Here is a 19,087-nt window from a genome sequence, read left to right on the forward strand (position 1 = left end):
ACCGCCACCACGGGGCTTGCCGGCAGCTCAGTCTTCGTCCAGCGCCTCAAACCGCTCTGCCAGGAAATCCAGCAGCGCCCGCACGGCCGGCAGCAGCCCGCGCCGCGAGGCGAACACCGCATGGATGATCTCGCGCCGTGGCGCCCAGCCCGGGATGACGTGGACCAGTTCACCGCGCGCGATCTGCTCGCGCACCATCATCGAGGGCAGTTGCACCACGCCCACCCCCGCCAAGGCCGCCGCGCGCAGCGCCAGCATGCCGCGCGTGACCAGGCGCGGCCGGTGGCGGATGGCCGCCTGCGTGCCGTCCGGGCCGATCAGGTGCCACACATGCTCGTGCTGCGGCAAGCCCAGGTCCATGCTCGGCAGGCCTGCCAGATCGGCGGGCACCTGGGGGATGCCGCCTGTCAGCAGCTGCGGGCAGGCCACCAGGCATTGCCCGCGCTCGGCGAGCATGCGCATCACCAGGTCGCTGTCCTCCAGCGGCGGCGGGCGCACGCGGATGGCAACGTCGATTCCCTCGCCCACCACGTCGACGCGGCGGTTGGTTTCCTCGAGGTGGATCTCCACGCGCGGATACGCGGCCATGAAGGCCGCCAGCATGTCGGCGATGCGCGCATCGAGCAGCGCCACCGGGCAGGTCATGCGCACGATGCCGCGCGGCTCGGCGTGGGTCAGCGCGATGGCCTCGTCGGCGGCGTCGGCCTCCACCAGCATCGCCTTGCAGTGGCCGTAGTAGGTCTGGCCGGTCTCGGTGACGGCAAATCGCCGCGTGGAGCGCTGGATCAGGCGCGTGCCGAGACGCTCCTCAAGCTGCGCGATGCGCCGGCTCAGCTTGGATTTGGGCATCCCCAGCGCGCGGCCCGCGGGCGCAAAGCCGCCGTGGTCCACCACCTGCACGTAGTAGTAGAGGTCGTTCAGGTCTTTCATTGCACACCGCCTTCATCGTTCCTCAGATAGGACTCTGATGGCAAATATTAACGACTACCGCGTTCATCGTTCAAATCCTATTCTCTATCCGTCAGCCAAGACCTTTGTCTCGGCGACACAAGGAGATCAGCATGAAGAAAATCCTCGGTGTCTACAGCGCCCCCCGCATGCACTGGGTAGGCGACGGTTTTCCGGTGCGCTCGCTGTTCGGCTACGACGGGCTGGGCAAGCACCTGAGCCCGTTCCTGCTGCTTGACCACGCGGCGCCGACGCCCTTTGGGCCGACCGACCGGCCGCGCGGCGTCGGCCAGCACCCGCACCGTGGTTTCGAGACCGTGACCATCGTCTACCAGGGCGAGCTGGAGCACCGCGACTCCACCGGCGCCGGCGGCCTGATCGGCCCCGGCGACGTGCAGTGGATGACCGCTGGCGGCGGCATCCTGCACGAGGAATTCCACTCGCGCGCCTTCACCGAACGCGGCGGAACCATCGAGATGGTGCAGCTTTGGGTCAACTTGCCCGCCAAGGACAAAATGACCGCGCCGGGCTACCAGACGCTGCTGGATGCGCAGATTCCCTGGGCGGACCTGGCGGAAGGCGCGGGCCGTGTGCGGGTGATTGCCGGCGAGTTCGGCGGCCACCTCGGCCCGGCGCAGACCTTCACGGCGATGGACGTGTGGGACATCCGCATCCGCCATGGCGGCGTGGGCCGGTTCGACGCGAAGGACGGTCACACGCTGGCCCTGGTGGTGCTCCACGGCTCGGTGCTGGTCAACGGCGCCATCGCGCGGGAAGGACAACTGGTGCACCTGGAGCGCGCCGGCAGCGGCGTGGAGATCGAGGGCAGCAGCGACGCCACCGTGCTGTGGCTGTCCGGCGAGCCCATCGATGAGCCGGTGGTGGGCTATGGCCCGTTCGTGATGAACAGCGAGGCCGAGATCCGTCAGGCCATGACCGACTTCAACAGCGGACGCTTCGGCCAGATGGCGCACTGAGCGCCGCAGGGCTCCCGCCGGGAGTCCTGCATGTTTCCCCCGACGCGGCTTTGTTCAGCCGGGGCCTGCTGCCCCGGTCGTGCACGGCTGCGCCTGAACCGCCCATCCCGGGCACTTTGCAACCCCAAGGAGATTCACCATGACCAAGCCCTACGTCCGCCTGGACAAGGACAACGCCGCCGTGCTGCTGGTAGACCACCAGACCGGCCTGCTATCCCTTGTACGCGACATCGACCCGGACAAGTTCAAGAACAACGTGCTGGCGCTGGCCGACATCGCCAGCTATTTCAAGCTGCCCACCATCCTGACGACCAGCTTCGAGAACGGCCCCAACGGCCCGCTGGTGCCGGAGCTCAAGAGCCAGTTTCCCCAGGCGCCCTACATCGCCCGGCCCGGCAACATCAACGCCTGGGACAACGAGGATTTCGTCAAGGCCGTGAAGGCCACAGGCAAGAAGCAACTCATCATCGCCGGCGTGGTGACCGAGGTGTGCGTGGCCTTTCCCGCACTGTCGGCCATCGAGGAAGGCTTCGACGTCTTCGTGATCACTGACGCCTCCGGCACCTTCAACCCCATCACACGCGATGCGGCGTGGAATCGCATGTCGCAGGCCGGCGTGCAACTGATGAGCTGGTTCGGCGCTGCCTGCGAACTGCACCGCGACTGGCGCAACGACGTGCAGGGGCTGGGCACTCTGTTTTCCAACCACATCCCCGACTACCGCAACCTGATCACGAGCCACACCATGCTCACCCAGGGCAATTGAGGAGAAGACCGTGAGCACACCCCAAACCATCGCCAACTTCAACGGCACCCGCCCGGTCATCGATCCCGACAATGTGGCGATGCTGCTGATCGACCATCAAAGCGGCCTGTTCCAGACCATCAAGGACATGCCCTTCACCGAGGTGCGTGCCAATGCCACCACACTCGCCAAGGTAGCGACACTGGCGAAGATCCCGGTCATCACCACCGCATCGGTGCCGCAGGGTCCGAACGGCCCCTTGATCCCCGAGATCCACCAGTACGCCCCGCATGCCCGGTACGTTGCGCGCAAGGGCGAGATCAACGCCTGGGACAACCCGGAGTTCGTCGCTGCCGTCAAGGCCACTGGGCGCAGGCAGCTCATCATCGCGGGGACAATCACCAGCGTCTGCATGGCCTTTCCCAGCATCGCCGCGGTGCACGAGGGCTACCAGGTCTTCGCGGTGATCGACGCCTCGGGGACCTACTCGAAAATGGCGCAGGAAATCACGCTGGCGCGCATCGTGCAGGCTGGTGTCGTGCCGATGGACACGGCGGCGGTGTGCTCGGAGGTGCAAAAGACCTGGAACCGTGAGGACGCGCTGCAGTGGGCGCAGGCCTACAGCGCAGTCTTCCCGCCTTACCAGTTGCTGATCGAAAGCTACTCCAAGGCGCAGGAAGTGGCCAGGAACGGTGAGCAGCTGGATTCGCAACGCACCTGACTGCGGTAGCACGGCACGGGTACGAGGCCGCTTGCCCAGGGCAGGATGGCGCGCCGGCACCCCGCAAGTTTGTCAGCCGGACTGCAGGCTTGCGGCGTCTCCCAGGCCAGGGGCAGAAGTCATTACACTTGTCGCCAAGCCGAAAGGCCCGGTGTGTCGTAACACCTATCTGGAGAGGTTGCAGCCCCCACCTTCAAGCGGGGTTTTGTCATGCCCAAATTTAAGAGGCTGGTGCGCCCGTGCGCGCCAGCCTGCATGGTTTCGGGCGAGATGGGCCTACCCGCGAGGATGGCCGCACGGCTCCGGACGTGTTACGAACATCTCGTCCACCCGTCGCCCTTCGTAAGGCAGCGTGTGGTGCTCAATGAGCCCGGAGCAAGAACCATGACCGCATCTTCACCCTCCTCCCGTCCGCCCCCTTCCCTCACCACTCGCCAAGCGGGAAGCGCCAAGGCTTGCCGCAGGCATCGCAGGACCCACTGCACCATGCGGACCGCGCTGGCCTTCATGCAGCGATCCCTGGAATTCCTGGTGCGCGTGGCAGGCGAACACGACAACGCCAACTACGACGACGACGGCACCGATGCCGATGTGGAGCTGGCCGTGGAACTGGCGCTGGAGCACATCAGGCGCCTGCGCGCAGGGGGGCCCATGGAGCGCGAGGCCTTCGCCCAGCACTGGAACATGGCGGCGGCCGCCATCCGGCTGGGGGCGCTTGCCTACGGCCGCACCGACAGCAACTACTACCGCATGCTGGGCTTTGTGCAGCAGCAGTTCGAGGTGTCGGCGGCCATGGTGGAATTTGTGGATGAGGCGCAGGACTGAGGCCCCGGCCCCGGTGGCGCTCAGCGCCAGCAGTCCTCCACCGTTCCCAGGGGCGAGATGCCCTTCACGCCCAGGGCGTTCAGGGTGTAGTCGCCGCAGCGCCTGTCCGATGCCTGGCGGCCGGTGCGCGTGGCCTTGAGCGTGTAGCCGCCGTCATTGGCGGTCGTGGCCATCGTCAGGGTGTAGTGGCCGTTCTCGGACTTGTCCCCCCAGGGCAGTCTGAGGTTGGCGACGGAGCTTGTGTAGCCGCCGTTCTGCGCCCGCCAGCGCTCCTGCCGGGCGGCGGCCTCCCCCAGCAGGCTCTGCGCTTCCACGCGCCGCGATCGCAGCACGTATTCCTGGTAGGAGGGGTAGGCGATCGCCGAAAGAATGGCGACCACCGCCACCGTGATCATCAGCTCGATCAGCGTGAATCCATGTAGCTTGCTGCGCACGCATTTCTCCTCGGGGGCCCGCAGGGCCAGCCAGACGGCCGGGGCCGGCAGGCCCCTTTGTGTAGTGGATGGGATGGCGGTCACGGGTTCGCGGGCTGGCGGCGCCAGCTCTGTCGCCCCCGGTCCACTCCGCTGTTGATATCGTCGCCCCCGGTCTTGACCGGGTCTCCCGCCCCGCTTGGCTTTCCGCTGGAGTCGAAGATCTTCGCGCCGCTGATGGTGGGCCTGCCCGGCCCCACCTCGCGGCCGTTGACCTGCTGGCCTGCCAGGTTGTCGGAGGCGTTGAAGATGCCGTCGCCGTTCACATCGAAGGCGACATAGTCGGTCTTGCCCCCGGTGTCGGGATCGATGGCGTAGATCGTGCTGGCCAGACCCGCGGAGCAGGGGTCGCCCAGCGGCGGCCGGATGGAGGTGAACACCAGTCCCCGCCCGTACAGGCTCATGTCGTAGACCAGTCTTTCGCCGTCGCGCGGCAGATCGACGTACCAGCCCCAGCTGTGCACATTGGAGTCGGCGGTGCTGGTGGCGTCCTTGTACCAGGTGACCGGGTTGGCCGACAGGGCGAACTTGCCCGGGAAGCCGCTCACCTGGGTGAACTGCTGGGCCTGCAGATCCCCGCGCCCCTTGCCGGCGGTAGGCAGCGGCTGCGGCGCAGTCGTGGCGGGTGTGCCGTAGCGATCCCAGACACCGAACACCGATTGCCGGCGCATGTCCAGCTTGTCGTCATCCGTCATGAAGCGGCCCGTGCCGAAGGCCACCACATCGCCCTTGCCGCTGGAGTGCCGCACCACGTAGGGTGCGGTGGTGATGGACAGCCGCTTGCCGCCGCTGCGTTCGGACTCGCGTGCCACAAAGAACAGTTGCGCATTCCATGAGCCGCTGGCACCGCTGGCCAGGTCCACGCGCCATACATTGCCCGCAAGATCACCGGCATAGGCCACGTCCACCTTGCCATCGCCGTTGTTGTCCACCACGGCGGCGCGCGACAGGCCGTTCTTCGGCGCAGGCAGCGCGCTCAGCTCTGCGGCCGTCATGCCTGCCGCGAAATCAAAGCGCCGGATGACCTCGCCACTGGAGACATCCAGCACAAACAGGCTGGACTCGCCGGAGGCGCTGTTCGACGCCTGGTAGCCATTGGACAGGAATACCACCCACCTGCCCTTGGACCGGCCGGCGTCGTTGAGCCGCGCCACGACGGGTGTGGGCATCGAGTAACCCATGCGTTCGTCCTGTTCAACGCCGAACTCCCACAGCAACCGGGGGGAGGTGGGGTCCGTGACGTCCAGCGCGAAGACCTGCCGCCCGCCCGCGCCCAGGCTGCCGACCAGCACCCTGTGCCAGGCGTTGCCGAAGTAGACATCGGAGACCACGGGCGTCCCGTCCACGAAGTAGCGGTGGGGAGCGCCGCCCGCGCCATACCGGGACGTCAGGACATTGAGCGAATTCTTCACCCCCGATGGAATGAAGGCGAACTCCTCCTTGCCAGATGCCGCGTCGAAGGCGTGCAGCATGCCGTCGTTGGCGCCCACATACAGCATCTCCTTGGCAGCCTGTTTCGCGGCAAAGGCGGCATAGGTGGCACTGCCCTCCAGCTTGTCCGCGGCGGAGGCGCGGTACAGGCCGCCCTTGACCCGCACCAGCGAGGAATTGACGATGTCGCCCAGCACATTGGGCTTTCCGCTGGCCAGGGGCTTGCGCACGCGCAAGTCATCGCGCACCTCGCCACGCAGGAACTCGATGCGCTTTTTTGCCTGGCCATCGGCGGAGTTCGTGGCCGGGTCCGTGTTGAGCACGGCCAGCCAGGACGCATCGGCGCGCTGCCCGCTGAGACTGGAGTACGTGAAAGGACTCAGCGACACGGCACTGCCGGTCCTGCTGGGGTAGTAGATCTTGCGGTCATCGGCGGACCGCTCCGACAGGAGTTCCGCCGCGCTCCACACCAGCGTTCTGTCGCTGGTGGTGAGCTTCTCGCGGATGACATCGCCGCTCCAGTACTGGACCTCGAACGTGGTCCGATACAGGTCGGCGCCTTCGCCCAGTGTCGCCGTGGGCATGTCCACGCTGACCGCCGTCACGGAACTGATGTTCTGCAGGATGTCGTTGAACGCCTTGGTCAATTGGTCCTTGAGCGTGCCGGCATTGGTCACCAGAAAATAGTTGTCCGGATCTCCCGTGATCTTGGAGGGGTCGCGGTCCGGCACGCCGTACTTGGCGGCATACCACAGCGGTCCCTTCAGGAAGCTGCCCGCGTCGGTCGCATTGCCGGGAGTGAAGCTGCGGGTGGCCGTGAGCCCCAGGTTCGAGCATTCCGTGCGCTGCTGGGCCGAGATGCTGCCCCGGCAGTAGCCCGGATCGCGATTGGGGGGCGTGTTGTAGGCGTAGTAGGCCGAGGCGGTGTCCTTGTCACGCACCTCCAGGTACATGCCGTCCTTGGTGGTGCCCGAGATCACATAGCCCATGTGCTGCCCCAGGCCGCCAGCGGCGTACTCGGACACCATGTCGATCTTCACCTTGCCATCGGCCTGCAGCGCGATCGTGTAGCGCGCGATGGCGTCCATGTCATGGTCGGCGCCCTGCTCCACGTCCTCGTAGTTGATGCGGAACTCCGCATAGGGCCGCCCGCCATTGACCGAGGCATCGATGTCCGCCTTGCCCGTGTTGGCAATGTTGACCACGTAGTAGTCGACGATCTGGTTGGTCGGCGTGAAGACCGCATTGTTCACGGTGCTGCCACCGGCACTGCCGGAGACGGTCTTGGCAAACGGTGCAATGGTCACAAAGCGCTTGCCGCCGATCGGAAAGCGTATTTCCGGCAGCGGTGACGCAATGGCCACGGAGTAGGTCCTCAGCGCATTCTTGCCCTGGCTGTTGCCGAAGATGGCATTCCTGGCGCCGAAACGGGCCACGCCTGCGGCATAGTAGGTGCCTTCCTTGCTGGGCTCCTCGGGAGACAGGCCGCGCGCCCATGACAGGTCTGCAATGGTCTTGACCGAAGGAGCCTGGTCGGCATTGGCCGACGTTGACTGGCCGATGAAGAAGTTCTTCCCGTCTATGCGCTCGGCCGAGCCGATGGCCGCCACCTCGTCAGAGACATTGAAGCCATTGAGGGCGCTGGCGCCGACGCTCGCGTAGCGGCTGCCGGGCAGCTTGCCGTCGTAGGAGGGATTGATGTCGCTGAGCACCGTCATGACGGGACGGGAGCAGTACTGGTAGCCGCCCCCGCCTTCGGCCTTGGCCCTGTAGGGCGTTTCCCAGGCGGGCTTGGACAGGCCCAGGGACGCATCCTTGGAGGAGCCGCCGGCGTAGTCATAGATGCCGAGGGCCTGGGACGCGCCGCTGAAATAGCGCATGGTCTCGAACATCATCTCGCTGATGGGATTGCCCCACATGGCGCACTTCGAAGGCTTGTCCAGCGAACTGATGGGGCCGGACGTGATCCAGCCGCATTCCACGTATTTGCCGCCGGTGTAGCCGATCAGCCGCTGGCGGTCTATGTTGGCGACCACGCCATTGACACCCGTCTTGAACTGGCCCGTCTGAGGGTCGACTTCCTCTGCGAAATTGCCGATATTGCGACGCAGCACGCCGCCGGCGATGTTTTTCTCGTACGAGCCTGTGAGCAGGCCGAAGTACATCTTCCCGTTCTCCCCGAAGTCGTGCAGCAGCCCCGTGGGCTTGTAGATGGTCTTGCCACCGTTGGGATAGGCCTTGCAGCTGGCCTCGAGCAACTGGACATTGCTGCTGGAGCAGGCCTCCACAAGCAGGTTGTAGTCGGTGATCCTGCTGCTGGCCCGCGCGCACGAATTGCCGCCTGCACAGTTGCTCTGCCCTGCAAAGCCCTCCTGGGACACCCAGTCCCAGATCTGGAACGAGGAGTCATTGAGCACGCGCAACTGGGTGATGACGCCAGCGGCCTCCCCCAGCGTGGTGACGGCAAACAGATGGCGCGTGCCGACCGCCGGCGGGCGCAGCGGCGCATAGTCCGAAATGCTGTAGACCTTGGCATCCCGCGCAGGGTCATAGGCCTTGCCCCAGCTGTGCGCATCCCTGGGAATGTAGGCGGTCTGCAAAACGGTGCGCGAAGCCGTGTCCTCCGCACGCATGCCGCCATAGAGCACGCGGCGTATGGCGTCCATGCGCGATGTGCCCAGATAGTTCAGGAAGTCGCCGCTCCAGTGGTTCGAGCACTTTTTCCTGTTGCTTCCGGTCGCTGCCTGCGAGGGCACGAAAACACCCTTGGAATAGCTGTAGCAGACGTTGTTGTTGAAGTAGCCGTAGTAGTCGATCTGGTCCGGCTTGTACCCGACATCGATCACACCGTCGCCGTTGAGGTCGGAGGCATCGTTGTAGGCCTCGTAGTACAGCTTGTGGTCACGCCCCATCACCAGCATGTTCAAGGGCGCCAGCGCCTGGTTCACGAACAGCGGCATCTGGGACAGCACGGTGTCCGCGCGCCCCTGGGCATGCGCCGGCGTACTGGCCAGTGCCAATGCGCACGTCCATAGCGCCAGGGCCGGCCAAGCGCGTGCCCGGCCCTGGCGCCCCCTCGGGCCATGCCTGGTCTTCCAACTTGCAATGCGAGCCATTGAAGCTCCCTCCCCCTGCTTACTTTATGAACATGTTGACGCTGGACCGCAGGCACAGCGCATGCGCTCCGCAGGCCTGGGCCTGCGACTTTTCCGTGGCCTGGGCATTGACCTCATAGAAGTCCGTGCAACCGGTGGCGGGTGCATCCAGCGCGGACGTCGCACTACCCGACTTGGGACAGGCGGTCGTGATGTATCGGGGATACCAGTACCCATCGGGCTGCTGAAACCCGACCGCCTTGGCCTTGGTCGTCCGGAAATCCGTACCGAGCCCGATGGAGTCCGTACGCACATCGGATACCGAGCAGGGAATGCCGCTGCTCTCGGCCACCGGAGTGCCGGCGCCATTGCAAGGCTTGAGTGCGACGGCATGCTCCAGCAGCTTGCGCTCACCTTCTCGCAGCGTGCCATCCGCGGTTTCATACAGCCGCTGGCTATCCACCATGTTGGCGGCGATGCGTGCCTCCAGCGTGGCCACGCGCATGCCGACCACCGCCAGCAGCAACACCAGCAGCAGCATGATCATGGACACCAGCAAGGCATTGCCGCGCTGGCGCCCGTGCAGGACACAGGACATGCAGGGGCGGCGCCGGGCTCCGATCAGCGCGGTCATGGCATCAGATTCCTCAGGGTGAGCGTGCCGGTGGCCAGTTGCAGCAGGGAGCCGGCATTCGCATCGCATCGGGCCCGGGCGCCGCCCAGTTGCGCCCAACGCTCGCAGACGGTGGAGGTCATGCCCTGCGTCACCTTGCCGGAGCTTTCCAGCAAGAGGGCAAGGCGCAGGGAACGGATGGCTTCCTGCGTCCCGGGCAACGTGGCCGTGAAGGCATCGACCCTGCGTATCGCGCCGGGCGCTGTCTGCCGATCGATGCCGAACTCGAAATGCACCGCCCGCACGCCATCGGCGAGCGGCACAACCTCCTGCGCGGCCCGGCAGACCAGCACACCACTTTCGACGGTGTATTTCTCCGCGAACATGCCGGTCGCCGGCGCCGGAGCGTCATAGGGGCCCGCGGCCCCCAGGTTCGCCGGCGTGCCCGCACAGTCGGTTTCCGCAGCGTCCCGGGGCTGGAAGCGAAGGCAGATGGTCTGCGCGTCAGCCGCGTAGAGCGCCTGTCCCTGGGCGAACTGGCAGCCGTTGGGATGGGGCGAGGAATCGGCAGGAAATGCGTCGAACATCGCCTGCGAAGGGTCTCTCCTGTAGCCTGCCTTGGAGAACTCGGAGTCCAGCACGGCCAGCGCCAGCCGGCTGTTGCCGAGGTTCTCGCTCTGCCCCACGCGAAAACCGAAGCTCGACAGCCCCTGCATGTAGATGGTGGTGGCAATCAGCACGAGGAACAGGCCGATGGCCAGCGCCACCAGAATCTCCACCAGGGACAGGCCCGCCTGGGACGGCATGCGCATGCGGCACGCCCGTGCGCCCGGCCCGCGCTCAAAGCCGCGACCGCAGCGTGAATGTGCAAAATTCATTGTCGCTTCCATCCAGACATTGGCCTTTCTTGACCGGCCAGGCCACCGTCACGGACACCAGGCCGTCGGCATCGGCGCTCACGGCGAAGGAGCTGTCGATGCGGTCCTCGGTGAGATCGGGCACCAGCTTGCGGGCCCGCTCGCCCCAGCAGGCCAGGCGCTGCGCCCGCGGCTGCGGCAAAGGCTGGCAGGCCACGGGTGCCGCGGGCATCGCGGCACCCTCCAGCTTCTGGTAGCCGCCCAGTTCCGCCACGGGCGCGCCCTTCGCGTCCAGGACCGTGGCCGTGTCCCCCCGCAGGGTCTCCAGCAGTTCGGAAGCCAGCATGGATGCCATCTGGCGACGCTCGGTATCCACGGTGTATTCAATGGCACGCACATGGACGCGCACGGCGCCCAGCAGCCCCACGGCCACCAGCAGCACGGCGACGAGTACCTCGATAAGGCCTGCGCCGCGTTGCCTGCGAGAAGGAAAAGGAATGGACATGTGGCAGACCCGTTGCACGCGCATCAGCAACTGCCGCCGGCAGGCAGCCGCTGCTGGCGCACAAGCCCGGCGCGAGTCACTCTCAGGCATTGCATGCGCGTGGCATGGCGAGCCGTGACGGTCAGCGTGTACAGCGTGCTGGCGCCGGAGAACTGCCTGGCGGTCCCCGTGGTTTCGAACAGGACACCCTGGGAAGAATCACCGGAGGGCGAGACGGTCACGGCATCAGGCACCCGGGCCTCGCGCACCAGTTGCCCGCCCGACTTGGCGGACCATGTCTGCCCCGCGCCCACGAAGCTGCTTTCCACCCGTTTGTAGACCGCTTCGGAGCGAGCCAGCTGCAGCAACGACTGCAACTCGAGCGCAGCCGAGCTGACGCGCTGGTTGGCTATTTGAGCGATGAAGGAAGGAGCGGCCAGAGCGGCCAGAATCGCGACCAGCGCCACCACCACCATCATCTCGATGAGGGTGAAGCCACGGGGCCATTGCCATGTGCCGCCTGGACAGCCGTTGCGCGTGTGACCGGGGTTTTTCATGCAAGCGTGCTTCTCGTTGCCGGGGAACCATGCGACAGGCCTGCAAGCCCTACGCCATTGCTCTTGATTGATGTTTGCAATCGTAATGCAAAGGCAATTTGGAAAACCTATTGACACAGGTTATGGGACAAATATAGGACTTGTCTTATAAAAACCTGCGCAAAGCGCAACACCCCATCCAGCAAGCCCGGCCCGCCGTCCGTGCACGCAAGCTCGGCGGAACGGCCCGCGCAACGGGCATGGCCACGGTGGCGGTACGGCAGATCGCGAAGTCAGGCAGGCCTCGCATCAAGCGCCTGAAAATCCACGGCAGCATGAGCGGCCGCAATCCAGCCGCAGCGCGATTGGCCATGCGAATATCCCGTCTGCTTCCAGCCCGAGGAAGATAAAGTTTGCGCCCAAAGCAAAAATCCCCAGTGCATTTCTGCACTGGGGATTTTCTTGTTTGGGGTGGCTGATGGGGCTCGAACCCACGACAACAGGAATCACAATCCTGGACTCTACCAACTGAGCTACAGCCACCGTTGAAGCATTCGATTATATGCCAAAAACCAGCAGACAAATGCTTTGGAACAGGCGTTGCGTGACGGATCGGGTGCAGCAGGAACAACGGCGCATCGGGGGACGCGGGCAAAGGGCAGGATGGCGCCATCCTCCATGCAGCCACAGCCGGCAGGGACCTTGTCCGGCGCACCTGAAGCTGCCGGGGACAAGCTGCCGGGCACAAGCAGACCCCCTGCCGCCCAAAGCAAAAATCCCCAGAGCATTTCTGCTCTGGGGATTTTTTTATTTGGGGTGGCTGATGGGGCTCGAACCCACGACAACAGGAATCACAATCCTGGACTCTACCAACTGAGCTACAGCCACCGTAGAAGAACGCTATTTTATTCCAAAAAACTGCTTGATTTCTGAAATTTCTGTTTTCTAGAAATTTCCCTCATCAGGGGCGCGGGACCTTGATCTGCACCTTGAGCTGTTTCTTGAGAAGCTCGTAGTATGCCATAGCTTCCGCCACGGCCGAGCTTCGCAGGAAGTCCTGCTTCTGCGCGGCAGCCGCCTGCGCATCATCGGCCGGACGCTCGACGATGCGGTTGATCTTGACCACGGCATAGCCTTGCGCGCCCAGGTCAACACCCGTCCATGCAGGCAGCTGGGCCGTGGGCGCACGCAGGGCAGCGTCCACCACTTCGCGCGACTGGCCTTCGGGCTGGTCACGGCTGATCACCTTGGCTGCGGGCAATTGCGCCGCGTCAGGCTTGGCCTTCCATGCGGCGAGCTTGGCTTCGCCATCGGCCTTGGCCAGTTCGGCGGATTTTTGCGCCACATACAGGGTGCGCAGCTTGTCGCCGACCTCGGCCATGGGCAGCGTGCGGGCAGGCGTGTACTCCACCACGCGGCCGGCCACCAACTGGTTGGAACCCAGCTCCACCGCATCGGTGTTGCGCTTGTTGTTGAGCGAATCGCTGGAGAACAGCGCCTCCAGGAAACGGGGATTGGCCAGGGGGCCCTTGACGTTGGGGCCGGGCTGGCGCGTCACATGGTCTGCCTTTTGCACGGTGAGCTTGAACTTCTCGGCCACGGGCTGCAGGCTGTCCGACTGCTCGTAGACCGCGTTGGAGAAGCCTTCCGCCAGTTCGGCGAACTTGCGCTGCGCCTGCTGCTGCTTGAGTTCTGCTTCCAGCTTGGGACGCATCTGCTCGAAGCTCGGCGCCTTGGGCTTCTTGATGTCCACCAGCGAGATGATGTGGTAGCCGAAGTCGCTGTGCACCACGTCGCTGATGTCGCCGACCTTCATTCCGAAGGCTGCGTCCTCGAACGGCTTGACCATGGCGCCACGGCCGAAGTAGCCCAGGTCGCCACCCGATGCAGCGGAGCCGCCGTCCTGCGAGTTGGCCTTGGCCAGCTCGGCGAAGCGCTTGGGGTCCTTGCGCAGCTCGGCCAGCAGTTCCTCGGCCTTGGCCTTGGCTTTCTCCTGCTCTGCCGCGGGGGCATCCTTGGATGCGTTGATCAGGATGTGGCTGGCGCGGCGCTCCTCGGGACCGGCCAGGCGCTCGGCGTTCTGGTTGTAGTAGGAACGCACATCGTCTTCGCTCAGCGTAATGCCGGCCTCGATGCTGGGCACATCCAGCAGCAGGTATTCCACTTTGGCCTGCTCCAGTTGCTGGAACTGGCTGGTGTGGGCGTCGTAGTAGGCCTTGAGGTCGGCCTCGGAGGGCTGGACCTTGCTGGCGTAGGCGCTGGCTTCGAAGCGTGCCACCTGCACTTCGCGGCGCTGGTACAGCGCATCGATGGCCTGCTTGACCTGGGCGTCGGTCGCAAAGGCCGTGCCCGTGACGCCACCCATCACCTGGTTCATGGACAGTTCGCGGCGCAGATTGGCTTCGAAGCCCTCAGGCGTCAGGCCCTGCGATCCGACCAGGGCGCGGTAGGCTTCGGCATCCATGGAACCATCCGGCTTCTTGAGCGCGGCAATCGCGGGGATTTCCTGCAGCGTGCGCACCAGCTGTGCATCGGATGCGGCCAGGTGCATCTTCTGCACGGCAGCGGCCAGCACCTGGTCACGCACCATCTTCTCCAGCGTGGCGTAGCGCGCCTGCGGCGAATCCAGCAGCTTGGGGTCGACGTTGGGGTTCTCGGCGCGCAGGCGGTCGCTTTCCATGCGGTGCGCGTTCTCCCAGTCGGCCTGTTTGATCTCATGTCCATCCACACGCGCGACGATCACGCTGGATTCGGTGAAGTAGTTCTGGTTGACCCCCACGAAGATGAACGAGGGAATGATCAGCAAGAACAACAAGATCATCACGAACTTGGAATGCTTGCGGATGGATTCGAACATGGTCTGTCTTTCAGTGGCAGAAATAGAAAAGGCGAACTTTCGTTCGCCTTTTGTTCTTGGTGGGTGCTGACGGGGTCGAACCGCCGACCTACGCCTTGTAAGGGCGCCGCTCTACCAACTGAGCTAAGCACCCCACCTTGACTGGTGTCAGTTCAGGGCATCCTTCAATGCCTTGCCCGGACGGAACTTGGGAACCTTGGCGGCCTTGATCTTGATGGTCTCGCCGGTGCGGGGGTTGCGGCCCGTGCGGGCGGCGCGCTTGCCAACGGCGAATGTACCAAAACCAACGAGCGACACTGTACCACCCTTTTTGAGGGTTTTCTTCACAGCCTCAATCGTGGAATCCAGTGCGCGAGCAGCCGCAGCCTTGGAGATGTCGGCGTTGTTAGCGATGTGCTCAATCAGTTCGGTTTTATTCACAAGATGCCTCTGGAGAAATAAGTGAATGGAATGTCTCTGCGGCCACCAACTTGGCGCGACCAGAAACCCGGCGCGACGGATACGGAATCTGGCTTGCCGTTCGACGCTTGCCTCGGGGCAGGCATCGGTGAATTAAAGCCATCGACCTTCCAGGTGTCAATGCACGCTGTGCATCGCAACGACAGGGCACGATTCTATGCGGTTTTGGCGCCAGCTTTGGCTTTGCGGCCGGTTTTTTGCGCGCAGCGGGTGCTAGCGGCTTCACGAATTGACAAGGGTTGACAATGGACTTGCCCGCCGCAGGCCTTGCCAGTGCTGCAATGTGCCTCACCGCTTCGCATCCACGACGCCGCAGCGGCTGCCCTGCCTGATTCAAATGCTTCCAAAAAAATAGCAACGCCAGACAGTTTGACGTGTCTGGCGCAGGATCCCGGGAACGGCCGGAAAGGCCCTCAGTGCGTGACCCGCGCGCGGATCTCCGGCAGGGCTTTTTGCAGGTAGTACACCATGGACCAGACGGTGAGCACGGCGGCCACCCAGATCAGCACCTGGCCCCAGACGCCGGTGTCGATCATGCCGAACACACGGCCGTCGTACAGCAGGAAGGGGATGGCCACCATCTGCGCCGTGGTCTTGAGCTTGCCCAGCATGTGCACGGCCACGCTCTTGCCCGCGCCCAGGTGGGCCATCCATTCGCGCAGGGCCGAGATGGCGATCTCGCGGCCGATGATGATCAGGGCCACGAACACATCGGTGCGCTGCAGATGCACCAGCACCAGCAGCGAGGCGCAGACCAGGAACTTGTCGGCCACGGGATCGAGGAAGGCGCCGAAGGCCGATGTCTGGTTGAGCTTGCGCGCCAGGTAGCCGTCGAGCCAGTCGGTGGCCGCGAAGACGATGAACATGACCGTGGCGACCAGGTTGCGGGTCGCCACGTCGAAAGGCGCATAGAACACCCCGACGATCAGCGGAATCGCGACGATCCGCGTACAGGTCATCAAGGTGGGGATTGTGAGAAACATGGCCGCCATTGTGTCACGTACCTTGGTGTTTGAGGTTCTGTTTGCGGGCCTGCGGTGCAGCCCGCGGGACAGTCGTTTCAATGCAATGCACGGTAGATATCTTCAGCCAGCGCGGCCGAGATGCCGTCCACGCTGCACAGGTCTTCCACCGTGGCTTCCGACACGCCGCGCACGCCGCCGAAGCGCTGCAGCAGGCGCGCGCGCTTCTTGGGGCCCACGCCCGGAATCTCCTCGAGCTTGCCGCCGCCCACGCGCACCTTGGCGCGCGCCGCGCGCATGCCGGTGATGGCGAAGCGGTGGGCCTCGTCGCGGATCTGGGCCACCAGCATCAGCGCGGCCGAGTCGTAGCCCAGGTAGATCTTCTCGCGCCCGTCGGCAAAGACCAGCTCCTCCAGGCCGACCTTGCGCCCCTCGCCCTTTTCCACGCCCACGATGCGCGAGACATCGAGGCCCAGCTGCTCGAAGACTTCGCGCGCCATGCTGACCTGGCCCTTGCCACCGTCGACCAGCACCAGGTCCGGCAGTTGCGGCTGCTTGCCGGTGAGCTCGGCACCGCCCGCCTCTCTTTGCGCCTCGGCCACGCGGCTGTAGCGGCGCGTCAGCACCTGGCGCATGGCGGCATAGTCGTCGCCGCCGGTGATGCCTTCGATGTTGAAGCGCCGGTATTCGCTGCTTTGCATCTTGTGGTGATGGAAGACCACGCAGGAGGCCTGCGTGGCCTCGCCTGCCGTGTGCGAGATGTCGAAGCATTCGATGGTGAGCTCGTCCAGGTTCTCGCAGGCCAGGTCCAGCGCCTCGACCAGGGCGCGCGTGCGCGCCTGCTGCGAGCCTTCTTCAGCCAGCAGGCGGGCCATCTGGATGTCGGCGTTCTTTTGCGCCATCTCCAGCCAGATGCGCCGCTGCTCGCGCGGCTGCTGCACGGCGGTGATGCGCACGCCGCCTTGCTCGCTCAGCAGCGCCAGCAGTTTCTTGTCCACCGGGTGGCTGACGATGAGCACGGGCGGCACGGCCACGCCGGTGTAGTGCTGGGCGATGAAGGCCTCCAGCACGATGTCCTCGACCGGGCGCGCGGATTCGGCAAGATTGGCCTCTTCCTCGCCGGCGTAGACCGAGGCGGCATCGCCCAGATTGGCGGGAAAGTAAGGCCGGTCGCCCAGATGGCGGCCACCGCGCACCATGGCCAGGTTCACGCAGGCGCGGCCGCCCTGCACTTTCACGGCGAGGATGTCCACGTCGCGGTCGTCGGCGGTTTCTATGACCTGCTGGTGCAGCACGCGCGACAGTGCCGTCATCTGGTTGCGCACCTCGGCGGCCTGCTCGTATTCCATGCGCCCGGCGTGCTCCATCATGCGGGCCTCCAGCTGGCGCAGCAGTTCCTGGGTCTCGCCGCGCAGCATGGCCTCGGCATTGCGCACATCCAGCGCATAGGCTTCGGGCGAGATCAGGTCCACGCAGGGGCCGGAGCAGCGCTTGATCTGGTAGAGCAGGCAGGGCCGCGAGCGGTTGGCGAAGACCGTGTCCTCGCAGGTGCGCAGCCTGAAGACCTTTTGCAGCAGCTGGATGCTTTCCTTGACGGCCCAGGCGTTGGGATAGGGGCCGAAGTAGCGGTGGCGCTTGTCCACGGCGCCGCGGTAGTAGGCCATGCGGGCGAAGAGCTGGTGGGCCGGCTCGCCATCCCGGCCGTCGCGCGCGGCGACGCCGGTGATCTTCAGATAGGGATAGCTCTTGTCGTCCCTGAACAGGATGTTGTACTTGGGTTGCTGCGTCTTGATCAGATTGTTTTCGAGCAGCAGGGCCTCGGCCTCGGAGCGCACCACCGTGGTCTCCATGCGGGCGATCTTGCCCACCATGTGGCCTATGCGCGTGCCGCCATGGTTCTTGGTGAAGTAGCTGGAGACGCGGCGTTTGAGGTTGATGGCCTTGCCCACGTACAGCAGCGTGCCTGCCGCGTCAAAATAGCGGTAGACGCCGGGCAGACCCGGCAGCGCTGCCACCTGGGCCAGCAGTTCATCGGAATGGGGTTCGGACATGCGCCTATTGTGGCCGCTGCCCGGGCCCGCCGCAGCGGGCCTGCGGGCCCTCGGGCTCTTACTCGGCCTCGATCTTCGAGGACTTGACCACCTGGGCCCAGTTGGCCCAGTCGGTCTTGACCATGGCGCCGAGCTGCTGCGGGTTCATGTAGTCGGCCGTGGCGCCCTGCTCCTGCGCCTTTTGCTTGAAGGCCGGGTTCTCCACGACCTTCTTGAGGTCGGCCGTGAGCTTGTCGATCACGGGCCTGGGCGTGGCGGCGGGCGCGAACACGGCAAACCAGGAGGTGGCGTTGACGCCTGCGTAGCCGGCCTCGGCCGTGGTGGGCGCATCCGGCAGGCTGGGCAAGCGCTGCGTGCCGGTGACGGCCAGCACGCGCAGCTTGCCGCTTTGCACATGGGGCATGAAGGGCGGCGCCGTGCCGAAGGTCAGGTCCACCTGGCCACCCAGCAGGTCCTGCAGCGCGGGGCCCGTGCCCTTGTAGGGCACGTGGACCATCTTGATGCCGGCCTGCTGCTCCAGCATGGCGCCGGTCACGTGCTGCAGCGATCCGTTGCCGGAAGAGGCGTAGTTCAGCTTGCCCGGGTTGGCCTTGGCATAGGCCACGAGTTCGGCCAGCGTCTTCACGGGCAGCTCGGACCGCACCACGATGATCTGCGGCGCCGACAGCACATTGGCCACGGGCTGGAAGTCGCCCTGCTCCCAGGTGCGGGCCTTGGTCAGGTGGGGCGAGATCACGTGGTAGCCCGAGTACTGCATGAGCAGGGTGTAGCCATCGGCCTCGGCACGCTTGACCAGGCTGGCCGCGATGGAGCCGTTGCCACCGCCCTTGTTGTCCACCACCACCGACTGGCCGATCACCGGCGCCAGCGCCTGGGCCGCCATGCGCGCGGCCAGGTCGGTGGTGCCGCCGGCTGCGGCCGGCACGATCATGGTGATGGTCTTGGCGGGGTAGCCGCCCTGCGCCAGCGCGGCCGTGCCGCCCAGGCCCAGTCCTGCGATGGCCATGGCCACGGCTGCGATCTGTCTGCGTTGAATCTTCTTCATCTTTGTCT

At 65.2% G+C, this 19,087-nt stretch carries 16 protein-coding genes and 3 tRNA genes; 4 read left to right on the top strand and 15 right to left on the bottom strand.

Translation table 11 applies throughout. The features are described from left to right. Positions 1-27: 27 nt before the first annotated feature. Positions 28-930: a LysR family transcriptional regulator gene (locus ACF8ML_RS07365; RefSeq protein WP_016445413.1), complete on the bottom strand. Its 903-nt coding sequence runs from the start codon at positions 928-930 to the stop codon at positions 28-30. 131 nt (positions 931-1,061) lie between these two features. Here ACF8ML_RS07365 and ACF8ML_RS07370 point away from each other — a divergent pair, with 131 nt between their 5' ends. The 4 genes from ACF8ML_RS07370 (at position 1,062) to ACF8ML_RS07385 (ending at position 4,216) form a co-directional block, all read left to right on the top strand. Continuing rightward, positions 1,062-1,925: a pirin family protein gene (locus tag ACF8ML_RS07370; RefSeq protein ID WP_392406810.1), complete on the top strand. Its 864-nt coding sequence runs from the start codon at positions 1,062-1,064 to the stop codon at positions 1,923-1,925. A 139-nt stretch (positions 1,926-2,064) separates the two neighbouring features. After that, positions 2,065-2,691: an isochorismate family cysteine hydrolase YcaC gene (ycaC, locus tag ACF8ML_RS07375; protein ID WP_034392043.1), complete on the top strand. Its 627-nt coding sequence runs from the start codon at positions 2,065-2,067 to the stop codon at positions 2,689-2,691. A 10-nt stretch (positions 2,692-2,701) separates the two neighbouring features. Next, positions 2,702-3,391 carry a hydrolase gene (locus ACF8ML_RS07380; protein WP_216293569.1) on the top strand — a complete coding sequence of 230 codons (690 nt, stop codon included), beginning with the start codon at positions 2,702-2,704 and terminating at the stop codon, positions 3,389-3,391. Between the two features lie 486 nt (positions 3,392-3,877). Further along, complete coding sequence (locus tag ACF8ML_RS07385; RefSeq protein WP_392406814.1) at positions 3,878-4,216, top strand: hypothetical protein; 339 nt, start codon at positions 3,878-3,880, stop codon at positions 4,214-4,216. Positions 4,217-4,236: 20 nt separating this feature from the next. On the opposite strand, the gene ACF8ML_RS07390 is transcribed toward ACF8ML_RS07385, so the two are convergent. The 14 genes from ACF8ML_RS07390 to ACF8ML_RS07455 all read right to left on the bottom strand — a co-directional run bounded on the left by ACF8ML_RS07390 (position 4,237) and on the right by ACF8ML_RS07455 (position 19,079). Then, positions 4,237-4,650, bottom strand: coding sequence for a type IV pilin protein (locus tag ACF8ML_RS07390; protein WP_213757905.1), 414 nt, complete (start codon positions 4,648-4,650; stop codon positions 4,237-4,239). Positions 4,651-4,730: 80 nt separating this feature from the next. Then, positions 4,731-9,140 (bottom strand): pilus assembly protein, encoded by a 4,410-nt coding sequence (locus ACF8ML_RS07395; protein WP_392406817.1) that lies wholly within the window; start codon positions 9,138-9,140, stop codon positions 4,731-4,733. Positions 9,141-9,255: 115 nt separating this feature from the next. Further along, positions 9,256-9,849: a PilX N-terminal domain-containing pilus assembly protein gene (locus ACF8ML_RS07400; RefSeq protein WP_392406820.1), complete on the bottom strand. Its 594-nt coding sequence runs from the start codon at positions 9,847-9,849 to the stop codon at positions 9,256-9,258. Continuing rightward, the gene (locus ACF8ML_RS07405; protein WP_017404957.1) at positions 9,846-10,640 is read right to left on the bottom strand and encodes a prepilin-type N-terminal cleavage/methylation domain-containing protein; all 795 of its coding nucleotides are present in this window, start codon (positions 10,638-10,640) and stop codon (positions 9,846-9,848) included. The genes ACF8ML_RS07400 and ACF8ML_RS07405 overlap by 4 nt, the downstream gene beginning before the upstream one ends. A gap of 28 nt (positions 10,641-10,668) precedes the next feature. Further along, positions 10,669-11,190 carry a type IV pilus modification protein PilV gene (pilV, locus tag ACF8ML_RS07410; protein ID WP_392406823.1) on the bottom strand — a complete coding sequence of 174 codons (522 nt, stop codon included), beginning with the start codon at positions 11,188-11,190 and terminating at the stop codon, positions 10,669-10,671. Between the two features lie 23 nt (positions 11,191-11,213). Further along, a complete protein-coding gene (locus tag ACF8ML_RS07415; protein ID WP_133072676.1) occupies positions 11,214-11,726 on the bottom strand; it encodes a GspH/FimT family pseudopilin in 513 nt (170 codons plus the stop codon). A 446-nt stretch (positions 11,727-12,172) separates the two neighbouring features. After that, positions 12,173-12,248, bottom strand: a tRNA-His gene (locus ACF8ML_RS07420). Positions 12,249-12,517: 269 nt separating this feature from the next. Beyond that, positions 12,518-12,593: transfer RNA gene (locus tag ACF8ML_RS07425), tRNA-His, on the bottom strand. Positions 12,594-12,666: 73 nt separating this feature from the next. Then, positions 12,667-14,562, bottom strand: a complete 1,896-nt coding sequence (locus tag ACF8ML_RS07430; protein ID WP_392406826.1) for a SurA N-terminal domain-containing protein — start codon at positions 14,560-14,562, stop codon at positions 12,667-12,669. A gap of 57 nt (positions 14,563-14,619) precedes the next feature. After that, a tRNA-Val gene (locus ACF8ML_RS07435) sits at positions 14,620-14,695 on the bottom strand. Between the two features lie 14 nt (positions 14,696-14,709). After that, positions 14,710-14,982: an HU family DNA-binding protein gene (locus ACF8ML_RS07440; RefSeq protein WP_012204727.1), complete on the bottom strand. Its 273-nt coding sequence runs from the start codon at positions 14,980-14,982 to the stop codon at positions 14,710-14,712. Between the two features lie 452 nt (positions 14,983-15,434). Further along, positions 15,435-16,004 (bottom strand): CDP-diacylglycerol--glycerol-3-phosphate 3-phosphatidyltransferase, encoded by a 570-nt coding sequence (gene pgsA, locus ACF8ML_RS07445; protein WP_026062576.1) that lies wholly within the window; start codon positions 16,002-16,004, stop codon positions 15,435-15,437. Between the two features lie 77 nt (positions 16,005-16,081). Beyond that, entirely contained in the window at positions 16,082-18,034 is a 1,953-nt protein-coding gene (gene uvrC / locus ACF8ML_RS07450) for an excinuclease ABC subunit UvrC (protein ID WP_392406829.1), read from the bottom strand. Positions 18,035-18,092: 58 nt separating this feature from the next. Next, on the bottom strand, positions 18,093-19,079 hold the full coding sequence (locus tag ACF8ML_RS07455; RefSeq protein WP_016445351.1) for a tripartite tricarboxylate transporter substrate binding protein: 987 nt from the start codon (positions 19,077-19,079) through the stop codon (positions 18,093-18,095). Between the last annotated feature and the right edge of the window lie 8 nt (positions 19,080-19,087).

It is taken from the genome of Delftia sp. WSY_10 (assembly GCF_043104705.1).
In the GTDB taxonomy this organism is placed as follows: domain Bacteria; phylum Pseudomonadota; class Gammaproteobacteria; order Burkholderiales; family Burkholderiaceae_C; genus Comamonas; species Comamonas tsuruhatensis.